Annotated in this window: 13 protein-coding genes; 9 read left to right on the plus strand and 4 right to left on the minus strand. The window is 46.3% G+C overall.

Features of this window, described 5'->3' with window-relative positions:
• Positions 1-90 precede the first annotated feature (90 nt).
• Complete coding sequence (locus tag C2757_RS04495; protein ID WP_215376626.1) at positions 91-1,554, plus strand: peptidylprolyl isomerase; 1,464 nt, start codon at positions 91-93, stop codon at positions 1,552-1,554.
• Positions 1,555-1,558: 4 nt separating this feature from the next.
• On the opposite strand, the gene C2757_RS04500 is transcribed toward C2757_RS04495, so the two are convergent.
• Complete coding sequence (locus tag C2757_RS04500; RefSeq protein ID WP_215376628.1) at positions 1,559-2,215, minus strand: arylesterase; 657 nt, start codon at positions 2,213-2,215, stop codon at positions 1,559-1,561.
• Positions 2,216-2,277: 62 nt separating this feature from the next.
• On the opposite strand from C2757_RS04500, the gene C2757_RS04505 reads away from it, so the two are divergent.
• The 3 genes from C2757_RS04505 to C2757_RS04515 are packed head-to-tail and all read left to right on the plus strand — an operon-like array spanning position 2,278 to position 7,771.
• On the plus strand, positions 2,278-2,940 hold the full coding sequence (locus C2757_RS04505) for an ABC transporter ATP-binding protein (protein WP_251366799.1): 663 nt from the start codon (positions 2,278-2,280) through the stop codon (positions 2,938-2,940).
• Between the two features lie 21 nt (positions 2,941-2,961).
• A complete protein-coding gene (purL, locus tag C2757_RS04510; RefSeq protein WP_215376633.1) occupies positions 2,962-6,996 on the plus strand; it encodes a phosphoribosylformylglycinamidine synthase in 4,035 nt (1,344 codons plus the stop codon).
• Positions 6,941-7,771, plus strand: a complete 831-nt coding sequence (locus tag C2757_RS04515) for a spermidine synthase (protein WP_251366800.1) — start codon at positions 6,941-6,943, stop codon at positions 7,769-7,771. Before purL ends, C2757_RS04515 begins: the two co-directional genes overlap by 56 nt.
• A gap of 59 nt (positions 7,772-7,830) precedes the next feature.
• Here C2757_RS04515 and C2757_RS04520 read toward each other — a convergent pair whose 3' ends face one another.
• Both C2757_RS04520 and C2757_RS04525 read right to left on the minus strand, forming a co-directional pair.
• Positions 7,831-10,416 carry a bifunctional aconitate hydratase 2/2-methylisocitrate dehydratase gene (locus C2757_RS04520; RefSeq protein ID WP_215376636.1) on the minus strand — a complete coding sequence of 862 codons (2,586 nt, stop codon included), beginning with the start codon at positions 10,414-10,416 and terminating at the stop codon, positions 7,831-7,833.
• A 145-nt stretch (positions 10,417-10,561) separates the two neighbouring features.
• Positions 10,562-10,750 carry a superinfection immunity protein gene (locus C2757_RS04525; RefSeq protein ID WP_215376639.1) on the minus strand — a complete coding sequence of 63 codons (189 nt, stop codon included), beginning with the start codon at positions 10,748-10,750 and terminating at the stop codon, positions 10,562-10,564.
• Between the two features lie 122 nt (positions 10,751-10,872).
• Here C2757_RS04525 and C2757_RS04530 point away from each other — a divergent pair, with 122 nt between their 5' ends.
• The 4 genes from C2757_RS04530 to ftsB are packed head-to-tail and all read left to right on the plus strand — an operon-like array spanning position 10,873 to position 15,070.
• Positions 10,873-12,534, plus strand: coding sequence for a CTP synthase (locus C2757_RS04530; protein WP_215376642.1), 1,662 nt, complete (start codon positions 10,873-10,875; stop codon positions 12,532-12,534).
• A 10-nt stretch (positions 12,535-12,544) separates the two neighbouring features.
• The gene (gene kdsA, locus C2757_RS04535) at positions 12,545-13,408 is read left to right on the plus strand and encodes a 3-deoxy-8-phosphooctulonate synthase (protein WP_215376645.1); all 864 of its coding nucleotides are present in this window, start codon (positions 12,545-12,547) and stop codon (positions 13,406-13,408) included.
• 30 nt (positions 13,409-13,438) lie between these two features.
• Positions 13,439-14,725 carry a phosphopyruvate hydratase gene (gene eno / locus C2757_RS04540; protein WP_215376648.1) on the plus strand — a complete coding sequence of 429 codons (1,287 nt, stop codon included), beginning with the start codon at positions 13,439-13,441 and terminating at the stop codon, positions 14,723-14,725.
• Positions 14,726-14,737: 12 nt separating this feature from the next.
• A complete protein-coding gene (ftsB, locus tag C2757_RS04545; RefSeq protein WP_215376651.1) occupies positions 14,738-15,070 on the plus strand; it encodes a cell division protein FtsB in 333 nt (110 codons plus the stop codon).
• Positions 15,071-15,080: 10 nt separating this feature from the next.
• On the opposite strand, the gene C2757_RS04550 is transcribed toward ftsB, so the two are convergent.
• Positions 15,081-16,046: an Hsp33 family molecular chaperone HslO gene (locus C2757_RS04550; RefSeq protein ID WP_215376655.1), complete on the minus strand. Its 966-nt coding sequence runs from the start codon at positions 16,044-16,046 to the stop codon at positions 15,081-15,083.
• A gap of 55 nt (positions 16,047-16,101) precedes the next feature.
• Between C2757_RS04550 and gltX the strand changes: the two genes are divergently transcribed.
• Positions 16,102-17,508: a glutamate--tRNA ligase gene (gltX, locus tag C2757_RS04555; protein ID WP_215376657.1), complete on the plus strand. Its 1,407-nt coding sequence runs from the start codon at positions 16,102-16,104 to the stop codon at positions 17,506-17,508.
• The last annotated feature ends 62 nt before the right edge of the window (positions 17,509-17,570 follow it).

Below are 17,570 nucleotides of genomic sequence, written 5' to 3' on the forward strand. Positions count from 1 at the left end.
TTCCTTTGCCTGTTTCAAGGCGTTCAAGCCCTCAGATCCTGCCGCCTAGTACACTCACATGGTTGAAATTTATTACTAGCGATCTAATTCATGTTTGATATTGTCCGTAAGCACCAAAAGCTTTTGCAGCTCGTATTGATGCTGTTCATTGTTCCGTCGTTTGCCATGTTCGGAATCTCCAGCTATTCCAGCTTTATGGACAAAGAAACGGACCTAGTTAAAGTAGATGGTCGGCCAATTACCGCGCAAGAAGTTGACAATGCAGCGAAGCGTCAAGCAGAGCGTGTTGGTGGTAATCCCCAAATCGCCCAAAGCCTCCAATTTCGGCAGGCAATCTTAAATGAGTTATTGCAACAACGTATTCTAGGTTTTGCCGTGAATCAATTGCGTCTGCAGGTCGGCAAGGAAGCTTTGATAAAGAGCTTGCAAAACATTCCGCAAATTCGGGCTTTGTATAGACCTGATGGCAGCTTTGATGATGCCCGCTTTAAACAACTCTTGGCAAGCAATGGCTTAAATGAAGAGCAGTTTTATGCCAGCCAAGCGTTTGATATCAAGATTGGTCAGCTGGTCAATTCAGTAGCGCGCACTGAACTTCCCAATCCAAAGTTATCCGAAATTATTTCTACTTTGTATGAAACTGAGCGCCAGGTACAAACATTGTCGTTTGAGGCCAAGAATTACTTATCTAAGGTGAATCCAACGCCAGAGGAGTTACAGGCTTTTTATACCGCCAATACCAAACTCTTTGAAAGCCCTGAATATATCGATATTGAGTACATCGTTCTCAGGGCTGACCCCAAAGAAGATGCAAAGGTCTTTAGTGAGAAAGCAGATCAATTTGCTAACCTGACCTATGACCAGGCTGATAGCCTTAAACCTGCGGCTGATAAGTTGAAGCTGGGCATTCAAACCCAAAATGGGATTACCCGCTCTGGCGCAGCTGGCCTTTCTAAAGACCATCCTCTAGCTAATCCTAAAGTGGTACAAGCTTTATTTGGCGATGATGCCGTTAAAAATAAACGCAATATTGAAGCGATCCAAGTATCACCAGGTGTTTTGGTCTCGGCTAGAGTAGTTGTTTTCCATCCTGCCCAAACTTTGCCATACAAAGAGGTTGCTGCAGAAGTGAAGCGTCAAGTTAGTCAACGTGCTGCGGAAAAACTTGCTGTTGCATCAGCAGCAGAGCGTTATGCTCAGTTGCAAAAGGATCCCAAGAACGCAACTGGTTTTGCTAATCCAATTTGGGTGTCTCGCAATAAACCTGCAAACTTAGTTGGCGCTGCATTAGATGATGTCATGTCGGCAAATCCTGATCAATTACCTGCATATGTTTCAGTCAATACACCTGGTGTTGGTACAACCTTGTATCGCGTAGATCAAGTTCGTCAACCCGCTGGTGCAGATGCAAAGGTGCACAAAGCTCAAGCCCAGCAAATTCAAGCCCTTGCTGCTCAGGCTGAGTTTGCAGGTTTCATGGCTTACTGGCGCGATACCGCTAAAGTAAAGACAATCAATCCATTAAGGCCGCCATCCACTGGGGCGGGTAGCTAAAACTTTAGCGTTGATGGAGCAGTGATTGATATGGGGCCATTGCGCCCCATACGTTTTTGTAGAGCAGGATCTGGGCTTTTTCATTCGGGTGAATATTGTCTGCCTGAAATAAATCCCTTTGTGTCGCAACCCCAGCCAAAAAGAATGGAATAAGTTCAATATTTTCTTGAGCGGCTAAACGCGGATAAATATCTTTAAATTTCCTTGCATAGTCTTGTCCATAATTTGGTGGTATTTGCATCCCAAATAACATAACCCGTGCGCCAGATAATTTACTAAGCGCTATCATTTTACGAAGATTCGACTCGGTCTGAGTAATGGAGAGCCCGCGTAATGCATCATTTGCCCCCAATTCAATCATGACAATGCCCGGCTTCTCTTGAGTCAATAATTTGGGAAGCCTACTTAGGCCTCCGGCAGTAGTCTCGCCACTAATGCTGGCATTAAAGATGCTCCACGGGCTGCCTTGATCTTGTAGCTGACGCTCTAATATTTTTGCCCAACCAGATCCTCTTTGCAGGCCATATTCGGCTGAGAGGCTATCTCCCATCAGCAATATCGTAGGATTTGCCTTTGCCAGTGTGATGAAAGAAATTAACAGGCAAAATAAGGCCATTGCTATGACATTTTTCACTAGGGTCGACTGAATATTTTGATTCATCTAATACATTGCCTTCAGGCTAGTGTGCTGCCTTATATCGGTTTAACTCCATGGACATTCCAATGAGTGTGCTTAATGCCCATCAATTAAATAAAACGGTCACAGCGAGTGATGGTGTCTTATCTATTTTGCACGACATTTCCTTTTCAATTGAGCAGGGCGAAAGCGTGGCAATTACTGGTAGTTCTGGATCCGGTAAGAGTACTTTATTGAGTCTGTTAGCAGGGCTCGACCTCCCAAGTTCTGGATCCGTCTCTTTGATGGGCCAGGACTTATCTAATCTTAATGAGGATGGCAGGGCAAGCTTAAGGGCCAAGCATGTAGGTTTTGTATTTCAATCTTTCCAGTTGCTATCCCATTTAACAGCCTTAGAGAACGTCATGCTGCCTGCGGAGCTTGCTGGGCTTGCCAATGCAAAACAGGGGGCTCAGTCCTGGCTCGACCGAGTGGGATTGTCAGCACGTTTAAAACACTTTCCTAAAACACTGTCCGGTGGTGAGCAACAGCGTGTGGCTTTGGCTCGTGCATTTATGACAAAACCAGCCATCCTTTTTGCTGACGAACCCACGGGTAGCCTAGACGAGGCTAGTGGAAAACAGGTCATCGAGCTGCTTTTTGAGCTAAATGAAGCCAATCATTCGACCTTAATTTTGGTCACCCACGACCCAGCCTTGGCCAGCCGGTGCCAACGTCAATTACAGCTTCAAGGCGGCAGATTACTGTAGGTAAAACCTTATAATCTAGGGATGTCTTTTTTCCAATTTTTACCCGGCGCCGATGCGCTTTCCCCATTCCGCCAACAGCGCCTTTTAGCCACTTTATCCTCTCAAGGTATTGAGCTGGAGTCCATTGAAGCGCGGTATCTACATTTCATATGGTCCGAGGAATCACTTAAGCCCCAGACTCAGGATGTTTTGGCCAGCTTGCTGACCTACGGGGAGCCTTTTATCTCCAAGATTGCATCTGGTAAATCTTGGTTTGGAAAAAGATCCGAACAAGATCAAGCAGCGATTGTGATTCCACGCTTCGGAACCGTTTCACCTTGGGCTAGTAAAGCAACTGATATTGCCCAGCAATGCGGCATTCCTGTTTTACGTATTGAGCGCGGTGTGGAGTTTTTCTGGAAAAGTAAAAAAGCTTTAAGTGCAGATCAAGAGCAAGTAGTAATTGCTGCAATTCATGATCGCATGACAGAGACAGTCATAGAGTCAACCGATGAGGCCAATGCCCTCTATCAAACCTTAGCGGATCGTCCTTTAAGCCGTATTCCAGTACTGACCGAGGGGCGGACTGCCTTGGATAAGGCCAATCAAAGCTTAGGTTTGGCTCTATCTGATGATGAGATTGATTATCTGACTGAAAACTTTATTCGTCTTCAGCGAAATCCAAGCGATGTTGAGCTCATGATGTTTGCGCAGGCCAATAGTGAGCATTGCCGTCACAAGATATTTAATTCCAGCTGGACCATTGACGGTGACGATCAAGAACGCTCATTGTTTGCCATGATTCGTAACACCCATCAGCTTCAACCTGAGGGAACTATTGTTGCGTATTCAGATAACTCCGCGGTGATGGTAGGTTGTGAAGCAGAGACTTGGGTTCCTCAAGGCGAGAATCACCGTTACGAAAAAGATACTCGTTTAGTTCATACCTTGATGAAGGTGGAGACCCATAACCATCCAACCGCGATAGCGCCATTTCCTGGCGCTTCTACAGGCGCTGGAGGCGAGATTCGGGATGAAGGTGCCACTGGTGTGGGCGGCCGTCCTAAAGCAGGCTTAACAGGCTTTTCTGTATCAAATCTCAATATTCCGGGTACCGATTTACCTTGGGAAGCGGAGAAGTATGGAAAACCTGATCGGATAGCAACCCCTTTGCAAATCATGATTGAAGGCCCCCTTGGTGGAGCAGCCTTTAACAATGAGTTTGGCCGCCCAATTCTTGGCGGGTACTTTCGCGTCTTTGAGCAAACCTTAGATGGCACACGTCGTGGTTATCACAAGCCTATTATGATTGCCGGCGGTATTGGCAGTATTGATTCGACTCATACTGAAAAGAAGTCTATTCAAGCAGGTCATTTACTAATTCAACTCGGCGGCCCTGGAATGCGTATTGGTATGGGCGGTGCAACTGGTAGCTCTGTTGCTACTGGGACCAATACAGCGGATCTGGATTTTGATTCTGTGCAACGGGGTAACCCAGAAATGGAGCGTCGTGCTCAAGAGGTTATCAACGCTTGTCGTGCAATGGGGGACAATAACCCGATTGTTTCGATCCATGATGTTGGTGCGGGCGGTCTATCGAATGCATTCCCTGAACTAGCAGATGGTGCTGGCTTAGGCGCCAAATTTAAATTACGTAATGTTCCACTTGAAGAGAGTGGCATGAGTCCAGCTGAGATTTGGTGTAATGAATCTCAAGAACGCTATGTACTTGCAATAGATGCAAAGGACTTGGATTTATTTAAAGCCCTATGTGAGCGCGAACGCTGCCCATTTGCAGTAGTGGGTGAAGCTACCGCTGAGCGTCAATTGCAGCTTAGCGATTCAAAACAAGCGGCAGATTCTGATGAGTCTATGCCAATCGATATGCCAATGGAGGTATTGCTTGGTAAGCCTCCTCGTATGCATCGCGATGTGCAACGCGTAGCACAACAATTTACAGAATTAAATGTTACCGATGCTGATCTGGCTAATTCCATTGCCTGGGTTTTACAGCAACCAACGGTTGCAAGCAAATCATTCTTAATTACGATTGGTGATCGAACAGTTGGTGGCTTAAATGCACGCGATCAATTTGTTGGTCCTTGGCAAGTGCCAGTGGCCGACTGTGCCGTTACTCTGATGGACTATAAAGGCTATCGCGGTGAAGCCATGAGCATGGGGGAGCGAACCCCAGTAGCAGTGATTGATGCTCCTGCAGCAGCGCGCATGGCTGTGGGTGAGGCCATTACTAATATCCTCGCTGCAGATATACGTCGCCTAGAAGATGTGAAATTGTCTGCCAACTGGATGGCTGCCTGTGGTGCCCCAGGTGAAGATGCAAAACTCTACGACTCAGTAAAAACAGTTGGCATGGAATTATGTCCTGCGCTTGGTATTTCGATACCGGTGGGTAAAGATTCATTGTCAATGTCGACAGCTTGGCAGGATGGCAATGATTCTAAGAAGGTAGTTGCCCCAGTGTCCTTAATCATTTCAGCCTTTGCTGGAGTGCAGGATGCACGTAAAACCTTAACTCCTGAATTAAAGCTCGCAGATCAGAGTGGTGTACTGGATACTGAATTGATCCTGATTGATCTAGGACGCGGCAAGAATCGAATGGCTGGCAGTATTTTGGCGCAAGTTCTAAACCAGTCCGGCAAAGACGCTCCCAATTTAGATCATCCGGAAGATTTGAAGAATTTAGCTGCAGCGATTATTGAACTGCGCAAAGAGGACAAGCTTTTGGCCTACCACGATCGCTCCGACGGTGGATTGTTGGCCTGTGTTGCAGAAATGGCCTTTGCGTCGCACTCCGGTGTCTCTATCAATGTAGACATGATTGCAGTAGATGCTGGGCAAGAACCCGATCATGGCGATGCTAAGAATTGGGCGCAACAAGTATCAGGACGTCGTCACGAACAAACTATGCGTGCCTTATTTAATGAAGAACTTGGTGCCGTCATTCAGGTGCGTCGGGAAGATCGTGATGCAGTGTTTGCGGTACTGCGTAAACTGGGTCTAAGTGCCTTTAGCCATGTAATTGGTAAACCGAATAAGAATGGTCGGATTGAGATCTGGCGTGATGCTAAAAATATCTTTGCGGAACCTCGTGAAATTTTGCAAAAGATGTGGACCAATACAAGCTACCAAATTGCACGCTTACGAGACAATCCTGCCTGTGCCGACAGTGAATTTGCTCTCTTAGACAATATTGCTGATACTGGCATCTTTCCAAAGCTGACCTTTGATGTATCTGAGGATATCGCCGCCCCATATATTCAGAAGAATGCCCGTCCTAAAGTGGCTATCTTGCGAGAGCAGGGTGTGAACTCTCATGTAGAGATGGCCTATGCCGTAAATTGGGCGGGATTTGATAGCTATGACGTGCATATGTCAGATCTTCTGACTGGTAAGGCCAAGCTAGAGGACTTTAGGGGTTTGATAGCTTGCGGCGGTTTTAGTTATGGTGACGTTCTCGGTGCAGGTGAAGGCTGGGCAAAAACCATTTTGTTTAATCAGCAGCTACGCGATCAATTCTCCACATTCTTCAATCGCCAAGATAGCTTTGCTCTGGGTGTTTGCAATGGTTGCCAAATGATGAGTAATCTCGCTGGAATTATTCCGGGCGCTCAAACTTGGCCAAAATTTACCCGCAATCAATCAGAACAATATGAAGCGCGTTTGGTCATGGCTGAAGTACTCGCCTCACCATCGATTTTCACTCAAGGTATGGAGGGTAGTCAGTTGCCTATCGCAATTGCACACGGCGAGGGCTTTGCAAATTTCAGTCATCAAGGTGACCTTGAGCAATTAAAAAAGCAGGGACTAGCCAGCTTACGTTTTGTTGATCATCTGGGCAATCCGACCGAAACTTACCCCCTAAATCCCAATGGATCTCCTGGCGGTCTAACTGGAGTTACCACGCCAGACGGTCGCTTTACCGTGATGATGCCCCATCCAGAGCGCGTATTTCGTGCTGTGCAGATGAGTTGGTGTCCACCGGAATGGTTGAAAACACCGGATGGTGCAAGCCCATGGATGCGTTTATTCCGTAATGCTCGCCATTGGGCGAATTAATCGCATGTTGCAACAAGAGATGGAGCCGGTCACTTTTTCAGAAAGCGGTGGGATTCGTTATCTACATTTCGGTAGTGAATTAATTCAAGGGGCGATGCGTATTCGTGACCCCAATGAAATTTATCTCGAATATAACCAACAAATGATGGCCTGGCTCCTGTTCTTGGAGACAAAACCAGGCATGCGAGTAGCACAACTAGGGCTTGGTACAGGTGCCCTCACCAAATTTACCCACCAATATTGCCCAGCAGTGAAATCCACGGTGGTGGAATTAAATCCTGCTGTCATTGTTTCTGCCAGAACCATGTTTTCTGTTCCTGATGATGATCGTAGACTTGAAACTCTTCAGGCTGATGCAAAACAATTTGTAAAAAATCGTCAGTATCGCAATGCATTTGATGCTGTGCAGGTTGATCTCTATGACGCCATCTGTGATGGCCCTGCAGCAAGTACCTTGGAGTTCTATAAGGGCTGTTATGAGATTCTTAGAAGCCCGGGAGTCTTGACGGTTAATTTGTTTTCTCGGCACAAAAGCTTTGACATCAATCTTCAGAATATCTGCGAGGCTTTTGATAATCGCGTGCTCCTGTTTCCAGAATCACACGATTGCAACGTTGTTGCCATCGCCTTTAAGGGGCCTCATCTCGAGGCGGAGTGGCGGGACGTCTCTGCTCGCGCGAAGTTAATCAGAGAGCAGACTGATTTGCCAACTAATAAATGGGTAGCAGGCATTAGTCGTGAAAACGCACGACAAGAATCTAAATTGTCTATCTAGTTATAGATAATAAAAAAGGCGATCCGAAGACCGCCTTTAGCTCAACTAAGAGAATTCTCTTACACAGTCACAGTATCAGCGACATCGCTAAATGATTTGATTTTGTCAAAGTTCATATAGCGATACACTTCAGCAGACTTCGCATTCAGTGACTCTACTTGCTCGAGGTATTCCTTCGGAGTAGGCAAGCGACCCAAGAGTGCAGCGACTGAAGCCAACTCAGCAGAAGCCAAGTACACCCGAGTATCAATACCTAAACGATTTGGGAAGTTGCGTGTAGAGGTGGATACTGCAGTAGAACCTTTGCGGATCTGCGCTTGGTTACCCATACAGAGTGAGCAGCCCGGTGTTTCCATACGTGCACCAGTGCGACCCAAAATGCCGTAGTAGCCTTCTTCTGTCAGAATCATTTGATCCATCTTGGTTGGAGGTGCGATCCACAAACGGGTAGGGATATCTGACTTACCTTCAAGCACCTTACCAGCAGCACGGAAGTGACCGATATTTGTCATACAGGAGCCAATGAAAACCTCATCAATTTTGTCGCCAGCAACTTCTGAGAGGAACTTCACATCATCTGGATCGTTAGGGCAGGCCAAGATTGGCTCTTTAATATCGCTCATATCGATTTCGATGATTTCAGCGTAATCTGCATTCGCATCCGCCTTGAGTAACTCAGGTTTAGCAATCCAAGCCTCCATGGCCTTAATACGGCGACCTAAAGTACGCTTATCTTCATAACCATTAGCAATCATCCACTTCATGAGGGTGATATTGGATCGCATGTATTCAATGATCGGCTCTTTGTTCAACTGAATAGCGCAACCACCAGCAGAACGTTCAGCAGATGCATCCGATAGCTCAAATGCTTGCTCAACTTTCAACTCTGGCAGACCTTCAATTTCTAATATACGTCCAGAGAAAATGTTTTTCTTGCCTTGCTTTTCAACAGTGAGCAGACCCTTTTTGATTGCATACAAAGGAATCGCATTAACCAGGTCACGCAAAGTGATGCCAGGCTGCATTTTTCCTTTGAAGCGCACCAAGACAGACTCAGGCATGTCTAAAGGCATCACGCCTGTTGCAGCAGCAAATGCAACTAAGCCAGAACCCGCAGGAAATGAAATCCCAATTGGGAAGCGAGTATGGCTATCACCGCCTGTGCCACAGGTGTCAGGAAGCAATAAGCGATTCAACCAGCTGTGGATCACACCGTCACCTGGACGCAATGCAACACCGCCACGATTTGTCATGAAGGCTGGCAATTCATGGTGGGTGCGAATATCTACTGGCTTTGGGTAAGCAGAGGTATGGCAGAAAGACTGCATAACGAGGTCTGCAGAAAAGCCTAAACAAGCCAAATCTTTTAACTCATCACGTGTCATTGGACCAGTTGTATCTTGAGATCCAACAGTAGTCATATGTGGCTCGCAATAAGTGCCGGGGCGAACACCTTGGCCTTCTGGCAAACCACAGGCACGACCAACCATCTTCTGTGCCAAGCTAAAGCCCTTCTTGTTATCAGGCGGGCTAACTGGTACACGGAATACGGTAGAGGTTGGCAAGCCAAGGGCTGCACGTGCTTTAGCAGTTAAACCACGACCAACGATCAAAGGAATACGACCGCCAGCGCGAACTTCATCCAAAATCACTGGAGACTTTAGAGAGAAGGAGGTAATTTCTTTGCCATCTTTAAATGCCTTGCCTTCATAAGGGCGCAACTCAATTACATCGCCCATATTCATTTGGTTTACATCAAGCTCAATTGGTAGAGCACCAGCATCTTCCATAGTATTGAAGAAAATTGGAGCAATTTTGGTGCCCAAGCAAACGCCGCCATAGCGCTTATTAGGAACGAATGGAATATCTTCACCAGTCCACCACAACACGGAGTTCGTTGCTGATTTTCTTGAAGAGCCTGTACCGACAACGTCTCCAACGTAAGCAATTTGGTTGCCTTTTTTCTGTAACTCGGCGATTTGCTTCATAGGGCCGCGCGCACCCGGCTCATCTGGATCGATGCCAGGACGGGGATTCTTGAGCATGACAGTTGCATGCAAAGGAATGTCTGGACGACTCCAAGCATCAGGGGCTGGAGACAAGTCATCTGTATTTGTCTCGCCTGTTACTTTGAATACTGTTAACTTCATACTTTCTGGAACAGCCGGACGGCTAGTAAACCATTCTGCATCCGCCCAACTCTGTAATACAGACTTTGCGTTTGCATTGCCTTTTTCAGCCATTTCTTGAACGTCATGGAAGTAGTCAAACATCAGCAGGGTTTTCTTCAAAGCTTCTGCTGCAGCAGAACCGCACTCGGTATCGCTCAATAGTTCAACGAGTGGCTTAATGTTGTAACCACCCAGCATGGTTCCCAATAACTCAGTGGCTTTAACGCGGGAAATTAATGGGGATTTTTCTGTGCCCTTGGCAACTGCATCCAAGAATTCCGCTTTTACCTTGGCAGCCTCATCAACACCTGCAGGTACGCGGTTGGTGATGAGTTCAACCAGTTCAGCTTCTTTGCCGGCTGGCGGGTTTACTAGCAGTTTTACTAGTTCAGCAGTTTGATCTTTGCTTAATGGGAGGGCTGGAATACCGAGAGCGGCGCGTTCAGCAACTTGGGCGTTATAGGCTTCTAACATGATGTTTCCTATGAGGTAAAAGTGGTCAATAGATAGGCCAAAAGGGAATTCTCTCCCGTTTTGATGATTATAGTTGGTAAATCAAGTCTTATATAAGAGTTTAAACCCTATAAATTTGGGTTGAAAAGGGATAAAAAGCAGGTATTTAGACCACTTGCTCCTCTTTTAAGGCCCAAACTAAGGCCAGCACCCAACCGATTAAAGACCAGCCTAAAAACAGATTTAAGGCAAATATTGCCCCTGTATTAGCCCGTTTCTTATTGAAAGCAATCGCAAATGGGAGGAAATAGAGGAGGGAAAGGACACTAATAAGGATGGCAAAGAGGAGGCGCATGGGATTATTTTGTATCTAAAGAGTACATATTTGAAGGATAAGCTATAGATATAAGCGGATATGAAATTTTCTAGATATCGATCGCTATCGTTATAATTACTTTTTCCAACAGAGCTTAAGCGATGACTAAATACGTTTTTGTCACTGGTGGTGTGGTTTCTTCTTTAGGGAAAGGAATCGCAGCTGCCTCGCTTGCCGCGATTCTTGAATCCCGCGGCCTGAAAGTCACCCTCCTAAAATTAGACCCATACATCAACGTTGATCCAGGAACAATGAGTCCGCTTCAGCATGGCGAAGTCTTCGTCACTGAAGACGGAGCAGAAACCGATTTGGACTTGGGTCACTATGAGCGCTTCGTATCCGCAAAGATGCGTAAGAGCAATAACTTCACTACAGGCCAGATTTATGAGTCTGTTATTAGTAAAGAGCGTCGCGGTGAATACCTCGGAAAAACTGTTCAAGTTATTCCACACATTACAAATGAAATTCAAGCTTTTGTTGAGCGTGGCGCAAAAGCAAGTCATGACGGCCAAGCCGATGTAGCTATTTGTGAGATTGGTGGGACCGTTGGCGATATTGAATCCCTCCCATTCCTAGAGGCCGCAAGGCAGATGAGCCTGCGCTTGCCGGTTCACAGCTGTGCTTTTGTGCACTTAACCTTAGTGCCTTATATCAGCAGTGCCGGTGAATTAAAGACTAAGCCAACTCAACACTCTGTCCAAAAATTGCGTGAGATTGGCATCATGCCGACGGTTTTACTATGTCGCGCTGATCGTCCTATCCCTGAAGATGAACGTGCCAAAATTTCCTTGTTCTCCAATGTGCGTGAAGAGGCTGTGATATCCGTTTGGGATGTCGACACGATCTATAAGATTCCAGAAATGTTGCATGCCCAAGGCATGGATGATTTGATTTGCCGAGAGCTCGATTTAAAAGCCAAGCCAGCGGATCTTGCGGTATGGGCACATCTTGTTTATGAGATGGCTAACCCACAGCATGAAGTGACTATTGGTATGGTTGGCAAATATGTGGAGCTGACTGAATCCTATAAGTCTTTGATTGAAGCCTTGCGCCATGCTGGCATCCATACTCACACTAAAGTGAACATTAATTACATTGATTCAGAAGTAATTGAAAAAGATGGTGTGGATTGCTTAAAAGAACTGGATGCGATTTTAGTTCCTGGGGGCTTTGGTAAGCGCGGGACAGAAGGTAAGATTTCAGCGATTCGCTATGCACGTGAGAATAATGTTCCCTATCTCGGGATTTGCTTAGGCATGCAGTTAGCTGTCATTGAATTTGCTCGACACGTTGCCAATATTGCTCAGGCTAATAGTACCGAGTTTGATCCCTCTGCTGAACATCCAGTGGTTGCACTGATTACAGAATGGATGGATAGAGAAGGGCGTGTTGAGAAACGCACCAATGAATCTGATCTTGGTGGCACCATGCGTTTGGGCTCACAACGCTGCCCAGTCGAGGCGGGTACCTTGGCACATCGCATCTATGGTGCAGAAGTAAATGAACGTCATCGTCACCGCTATGAAGTGAACAATACGTATGTTCCGAAGCTAGAGCAGGCTGGCATGGTGATTTCAGCTAGAACCCCCAATGAGTCATTGCCTGAAATGATGGAATTACCTGAAGCTATACATCCTTGGTTCTTCGGCGTGCAATTCCACCCAGAATTCACATCAACACCACGCGATGGACACCCTTTGTTCTCAGCCTTTATCAGCGCCGCTTTGGAACATCAACAAGCCGCTTTAAAACAGCCTGCTTAAGGGAGAATTGATGAGCACATTTAAGTTATGTGGTTTCGATGTAGGACTACAACATCGCTTTTTCTTGATTGCTGGCACTTGTGTCATCGAGTCTGAACAATCAGCCATTGATGTCGCTGGTCAATTAAAAGAAATGACTAGCGCACTGAATATCCCATTTATTTATAAATCCTCATTTGATAAAGCCAATCGCTCCTCTGGTACTTCATACCGTGGCCTTGGGATGGAAAAAGGCTTGGAGATTTTGGCTAAGGTTAAAAAAGAACTTGCTGTATCCATTCTCACGGATGTACACGACATAAGTGAGATTGCAGAAGTTGCTAAAGTGGTTGACGTAATTCAGACCCCAGCTTTTTTATGCAGACAAACGGACTTTATTCGCGCCTGTGCGCAGAGCGGTAAGCCAGTGAATTTCAAAAAGGGCCAGTTTCTCTCACCGCACGAAATGCTCAATGTAATAGAAAAAGCGCGTGCTGCTGCAAAAGAAGTAAACCTGCCTGATCAATTTATGGTGTGCGAGCGTGGCGCTTCATTTGGTTATAACAATCTTGTCTCAGATATGCGCAGCCTTGCTATCCTGCGAGAGTCAGGTGCGCCAGTAGTATTTGATGCTACCCATTCTGTTCAGTTACCCGGTGGTCAAGGTACAGCCAGTGGCGGCCAAAGAGAATTTGTACCAGTCTTAGCCAGGGCGGCTGTGGCGGTTGGAGTGAGTGGCCTTTTTATGGAAACCCATCCAGACCCAGCTAAAGCATTATCTGACGGACCTAATGCAGTGCCATTGCATCGCATGAAAGATTTATTAGAGTCGCTGGTTTCTATTGATACCGTGATTAAATCAAGCGGATCATTTTTAGAAGATAGCTTTAAATAACCCATTACATATTGTTTTAAGGAGAGGTGCATGAGCGCCATTGTTGACATCATCGGTAGAGAAGTTTTGGATTCACGCGGTAACCCGACAGTGGAATGCGATGTTTTATTAGAGTCTGGTGTGATGGGGAGAGCAGCAGTACCTTCCGGCGCCTCTACCGGATCTCGTGAAGCAATTGAATTACGTGATGGCGACAAGTCTCGCTATTTAGGTAAAGGCGTTTTAAAAGCCGTTCAAAATATCAATGTAGAAATTGCAGAAACTATTTTGGGTCTAGATGCTAGTGAGCAGGCTTTCTTAGATCACACCCTGATTGAGCTAGATGGCACTCATAACAAAGCGCGACTTGGTGCCAATGCCACTCTGGCAGTTTCCATGGCAGTGGCAAGAGCGGCTGCTGAAGAGGCAGGCTTACCACTGTACCGATATTTTGGTGGCTCAGGCGGTATGCAATTACCAGTCCCCATGATGAATATCGTCAACGGTGGAGCGCATGCTAACAACAGTCTTGATATTCAAGAATTTATGATCATGCCTGTTGGTGCAGAAAATTTCCGAGATGCGCTACGCTGTGGCGCTGAGATTTTCCATGAACTCAAAAAGATTTTGGCTGCGCAAGGTATACCCACGACCGTTGGTGATGAGGGTGGCTTTGCTCCAAACTTTAAGAGCAATCATGAGTGTCTGCAAACTATCATGAAAGCCATTGAGGGCGCAGGATATCAAGCAGGTGAGGACGTCTTACTTGCTTTGGATTGTGCCGCTAGTGAATTTTATAAAGATGGTAAGTACCATTTATCGGGTGAAGGCCTCCAACTTTCTTCTAGCGAGTTCGCGGACTATCTGGGTAACTTGGCAGACCAATTCCCGATCGTCTCTATTGAAGATGGTATGCACGAAGGTGATTGGGATGGATGGGCAGACATTACTCGCAAGCTTGGTAAGAAAATTCAACTGGTAGGTGACGATCTTTTTGTTACCAATACGCGCATTCTTAAAGAAGGTATCGAAAAAGGGATTGCCAATTCGATCTTAATTAAGATCAATCAAATTGGTACTCTGACAGAGACCTTTGCTGCCATTGAGATGGCTAAGCGTGCTAACTACACCTCGGTTATTTCTCATCGCTCTGGTGAAACTGAAGACAGTACTATTGCTGATATCGCGGTGGGTACAAACGCAGGTCAAATCAAGACAGGTTCGCTGTCACGCTCTGATCGAATTGCCAAGTACAACCAGCTCCTGCGTATCGAAGAAGATTTAGGTGATGTTGCAAGCTATCCAGGCAAGTCTGTTTTTTATAACCTAAAGCGCTAAGCACTTTTCAATATGCGTATTGTTATCTACTCTATGCTGGTATTACTCATCGTAATCCAGTACCCACTGTGGTTGGGTAAGGGTGGATGGCTTAAGGTATACGAGATGGAAAAGCAGGTTGAGCTGCAACAAGCAAAAAATAGTTTGCTGGCACTGCGTAACGCCAAACTTGCTGGGGATGTAAAAGATTTAAAGGATGGCACGCGGGCTATCGAAGAACGTGCAAGAGCCGAGCATGGCCTGATTAAAGAGGGTGAATTTTTTGTCCAGATTCTTCCTGCTGATAAGGCTTCTGCAGTTCCTATCGATGACGGCCTTAAGTCTGCATCAAATCCAAAGCAATAAGACTCAAACCCTAGTGGCCACTAGATGGTGGCCTGGTGGCATCACTGAGTAAGCTAGTTTTAAACACTTGCAGGCAATCTACTGCATCAAAGCGGTAAGGCTTTGCACAAAACTCACAGATTGTCTCAACACAGCCTTGCTCAGCCAGAATGCTTTTTACCTCTTCCTCGCCAAGCATACGCAATACGTCAGCAACTTTCGTGCGTGAGCAACGACAAGAGAATCGAATTTGGCGAGGTGGAAAACTTCTAACGCCATTTTCGGCTGACTCTTCTAGAAACAAGCGACGGAGAATCACATCGGGTGTTAAGGTGAGCAGTTCCTCATCAGTAATGGTTTCGCCCAATGTTTGAATACGAGACCAACCTTCGGCTGCCGATTGTGGGTCAAGATGCGCATGACCACCAGAGTCTGGGAGTCTTTGCAACAGTAAGCCGCCAACATGACTATCGTTTGAAGCTAGCCAAATGCGGGTCTCTAACTGCTCAGAATTCTGCATATACAGCCCAATGGCCTCTGCAGCACTGGAAACAGGCGTGATTAAGCCATTACGCTCATCTTGAAGGGCCACGATGCCTTGATAGGGGGCTTGCCCTGGTTCCCGATCAGAGGGATCCAAGGTGATAACCAGTCTGCCAGAGTGACTCGCATCCAGAAGCTCCCCAAGGCTTGCCTGATCTGAAATTTCGCTTGGATCGACCGAGAGCTTTACCGTGGCACGCATAGATAAGTCTGACTTGCATTCCACCACCAGCAATTGAATAGGACCCTTACTTTGAGCTTGAATAATGAGGGTGCCATCAAACTTGAGGCTAGCGCTCAGAAGGGTGGCTGCACCAACAAAATCACCCAGGATGCGACGAACTGCAGGAGGGTCATCACGACGCTCTAAGACAGCCTGCCAAGCGGTACTAATGGACACGATTTCCCCACGTACTGGGGCGCCATCACAGACAAAAACAAGTAATTCATTCATATTGCAAAGTATCCACGTTTTTCTATTTTGCCGTCAATCTGCGCGACCTGAGATAATGCCATTTATGCATATTCGTACTCGTTTTGCCCCCAGTCCCACGGGCTTTATTCATTTGGGAAATCTGCGTAGCGCGCTCTACCCATGGGCTTTTGCACGCCATAATCAAGGCGACTTTATTTTGCGCATTGAAGATACTGATCAGGAGCGCTCTACTCAAGAAGCGGTAGATGTCATTATTGAAGGCATGTCTTGGTTGGGTCTCGATATTGACGAGGGTCCGATCTATCAAATGCAGCGCATTGATCGCTACCGTGAGCTTGTTAAACAACTTTTGGACTCTGGTTTGGCTTATCCCTGCTACATGAGCGAGGATGAACTCAATCGCTTGCGCGATCAACAGATGGCCAATAAAGAGAAGCCACGCTACAACGGACTTTGGAGACCAGAGCCTGGCAAAACTTTGCCGCCTATTCCTGAGGGCGTAGATCCGGTAATTCGTTTTAAAAATCCACTTGGTGGTTCAGTGATTTGGGATGATGCCGTCAAAGGCAAAATTGAAATCAGCAATGATGAGCTGGACGATCTGGTGATAGCGCGTCCCGATGGAACACCGACTTATAACTTTTGCGTAGTCGTTGACGACCTCGATATGAAGATTACCCATGTGATTCGGGGTGACGATCACGTGAATAACACACCAAGACAGATCAACATCCTTAAGGCTCTCGGCGGAACGCCTCCTATATACGCCCACTTGCCAACAGTATTGAATGACTCCGGCGAGAAAATGAGCAAGCGCAATGGTGCGATGAGTGTTCGAGACTATCAAAAAGCGGGTTACTTACCAGAAGCCATTTTGAATTATTTGGCACGTCTTGGTTGGTCCCACGGGGATGCAGAAGTATTTACTAAGCAGCAATTTGTAGATTGGTTTGACTTAGAGAGCTTAGGCCGTTCGCCTGCACAACACAATCCTGAAAAGTTGCTTTGGTTAAATCACCAATATATTCAACAAGCAGATCCAAAGGTATTGGCTGAAGCAACTAAACCCTTTGCGCATCAAATTGGCATCGATACTGAAAGTGGACCCGACTTTGTTCAAGTAGTGGGTTTGCTGAAAGATCGGGCCAATACATTGATCGAGATTGCTGAAGGCGCCAAACTATTTTACTTGCCAGCTCCCAATCATTCTATTCAGGAGATTGAGAAAAATATTCCTGCAGACATCATTCCAGCACTGAAAGATTTCATAGAGGTTTTAGCGCAAACAGAGCCTTCCAAAGAGGCTTATGGAGCTGCCTTTAAGCAAGTTCTTGCAAAGCACGGCATCAAAATGCCAGCCCTGGCAATGCCAGTTCGATACGCTTTATTCGCCACCACTCAAACCCCTGCAATTGATTCTGTCTTGCTTGTCTTGGGACGTGATGAAGCAATTAAAAGGCTCTCCAAGGTAGTCCAGTAGGCAATTTGCGTATCAGGCCAAAAATAGGCTAAAATCTTGGATTGTTTTGAGTGTCTTGCGGT

It is taken from the genome of Polynucleobacter sp. MWH-Svant-W18 (genome assembly GCF_018687495.1).
Lineage (GTDB): Bacteria > Pseudomonadota > Gammaproteobacteria > Burkholderiales > Burkholderiaceae > Polynucleobacter.

Coding starts and splice junctions, on each gene's coding strand:
- eno (WP_215376648.1), top strand. CDS start 13,439: ATGAGCGCCATTGTTGACATCATCGGTAGAGAAGTTTTGGATTCACGC.
- purL (WP_215376633.1), top strand. CDS start 2,962: ATGTCTTTTTTCCAATTTTTACCCGGCGCCGATGCGCTTTCCCCATTC.
- C2757_RS04525 (WP_215376639.1), bottom strand. CDS start 10,750: ATGCGCCTCCTCTTTGCCATCCTTATTAGTGTCCTTTCCCTCCTCTAT.
- C2757_RS04495 (WP_215376626.1), top strand. CDS start 91: ATGTTTGATATTGTCCGTAAGCACCAAAAGCTTTTGCAGCTCGTATTG.
- C2757_RS04550 (WP_215376655.1), bottom strand. CDS start 16,046: ATGAATGAATTACTTGTTTTTGTCTGTGATGGCGCCCCAGTACGTGGG.
- C2757_RS04505 (WP_251366799.1), top strand. CDS start 2,278: ATGAGTGTGCTTAATGCCCATCAATTAAATAAAACGGTCACAGCGAGT.
- C2757_RS04520 (WP_215376636.1), bottom strand. CDS start 10,416: ATGTTAGAAGCCTATAACGCCCAAGTTGCTGAACGCGCCGCTCTCGGT.
- ftsB (WP_215376651.1), top strand. CDS start 14,738: ATGCGTATTGTTATCTACTCTATGCTGGTATTACTCATCGTAATCCAG.
- C2757_RS04500 (WP_215376628.1), bottom strand. CDS start 2,215: ATGAATCAAAATATTCAGTCGACCCTAGTGAAAAATGTCATAGCAATG.
- C2757_RS04530 (WP_215376642.1), top strand. CDS start 10,873: ATGACTAAATACGTTTTTGTCACTGGTGGTGTGGTTTCTTCTTTAGGG.
- kdsA (WP_215376645.1), top strand. CDS start 12,545: ATGAGCACATTTAAGTTATGTGGTTTCGATGTAGGACTACAACATCGC.
- gltX (WP_215376657.1), top strand. CDS start 16,102: ATGCCATTTATGCATATTCGTACTCGTTTTGCCCCCAGTCCCACGGGC.
- C2757_RS04515 (WP_251366800.1), top strand. CDS start 6,941: ATGGTGCAAGCCCATGGATGCGTTTATTCCGTAATGCTCGCCATTGGG.